Origin of the sequence: Streptomyces sp. NPDC006510 (assembly GCF_040611955.1) — a bacterium.
GTDB lineage: Bacteria > Actinomycetota > Actinomycetes > Streptomycetales > Streptomycetaceae > Streptomyces.
On sequence record NZ_JBEXPH010000446.1, the window covers coordinates 1 to 1,608 of the forward strand.

Sequence of the window (1,608 nt, forward strand, 5' to 3'; positions counted from 1 at the left end):
AGCTGCTCGACCTCCCTGAACGAACCCTCGTCGAGGAGCAGCGCGATGCGCTCACGCGCCGTCAACTTGCCCTTGGCGTGCTGCGCCTCGGTCGCGCGGTCACTCGGTCCGCGACGGGCCTGCTCACGCAGGGCGTGCAGTTCCACGACGCGCCCCCGGACATCGGCCGGGGCGGTGTTCTCCGCGGTGCTCGCGGAGGCGGCGGGATCGATCGTCGTCGTCATGGCGGTCCCTTCACTGCCAGCTGAGCGGGGCGTTGTAGCGATCCGCGTGCCGCCACCAATGCGACCCGGCGACGGCCAGTTCCTCGGGCAATTCCGCCCGTTCGGCCCGCAACGCGAGCAACACCACGGTGAGCGCGGCCAGTTCCTCGTCGGTGGCCTGCCCCCGCTCGACGCTCAGCGCAATCCCGGAGCTGTCCGGACTGCCCATGTCACCCTCCTTCGCCTCCGGGGAGTTCACGACGGAGAACTCCCCGGCCCTTCATGGGACGGCGGATTCCTTGCGAGGGGCTACGCGGCTTCTATGTCCTTCTCCCGGGAGGCGGTTCAGCGGCGGCACAGGGCCGTGTCCACAACGCGCTCGACACGCTTCATGGCTGTCTTGTCGGTCGGCTGGACGGTCACCGCGACGTTGGCGGCACGTCCGTCGCGGGTGGCTCCACCCCGGGTCTCGTATCCCGGGAAGCTGCCGCCGTGGCCCCAGTAGACACCGCCGCAGGACAGCGGGAAGCTCACGAGCCCCAGTCCGTAGCGGGCGCCGGAGCCGAAGTATTCGGCGGGGACGGTGGTGCGCATCTGGGCGAGCTGGGCCGCCGGGAGGAGACGGCCGCCCAGGAGCGCGGTGAAGAACCGGTTGAGGTCGGAGTTGGTGGAGATCATCTGACCTGCCGCCCAGGCCCAGGAGGGGTCCATTTCCGTGACGTCGCTCAGGGGCGCGCCTGCCGAACCCCCGTCGTAGCCCTTGGGATGGGGTTCCCGGATGGTCGCGTCACCGGGGGCGGGGAAGTAGGTGTGGTGCAGCCCGACCCGTTTGATGACGCGCCGGTCCAGCTCCCCGGCGAGCGGCCGGCCGGTGACCTTCTGGACGATCAGGCCGGCCAGCACGTAGTTCGTGTTGCTGTACTCCCACTTCGTCCCGGGAGCGAAGCGGGCCTCGTGCTGGAGAGCGATGTCGAGGAGTTCGCGGGGGTCGTAGTGGCGTAGCTGGAGGTCGTACTCGGTGTAGTTGGGGAGTCCGCTGGTGTGCTGGAGGAGCTGACGGACGGTGATGTGGCGTCCGTCGATCCCCTTCCCGCGTACCAGGCCGGGCAGATAGGTGTCGACCGGGGCGTCCAGGCCGATCTTCCCCTCGCCGACCAGTTGCAGCACGACCACCGCGGTGAACGTCTTGGTGTTGCTGCCGATCCGCACCTGGCCGTTCCTGGGCACCTTCGAGCCGGTGGCCAGGTCACCCACCCCTGCGGTGTAGGTGCGGGTGCGGCCTTCCCGGTCCTTGACGCTCGCCAGCGCGGCGGGCATGCCGTCGGAGCGCACCAGCGCGTCCAGGCCGCGTTGGACGGTGTCCGGCCGGGCGGCGGCGGATGCCGCGGGCGGCGCCAGGGCGCCC

General features: G+C 70.5%; 3 protein-coding genes. All 3 read right to left on the reverse strand.

The genetic code is table 11. The features are described from left to right. On the reverse strand, window positions 1-224 hold a 224-nt coding region (locus ABZY11_RS44345), incomplete at its 3' end, for a carboxyl transferase domain-containing protein (RefSeq protein ID WP_356484596.1). 10 nt (window positions 225-234) lie between these two features. Continuing rightward, window positions 235-462 (reverse strand): acyl-CoA carboxylase subunit epsilon, encoded by a 228-nt coding sequence (locus ABZY11_RS44350; protein WP_356484597.1) that lies wholly within the window; start codon window positions 460-462, stop codon window positions 235-237. 86 nt (window positions 463-548) lie between these two features. Continuing rightward, window positions 549-1,608: serine hydrolase domain-containing protein (locus ABZY11_RS44355; protein WP_356484598.1), on the reverse strand; the 1,060-nt coding region annotated here is incomplete at its 5' end.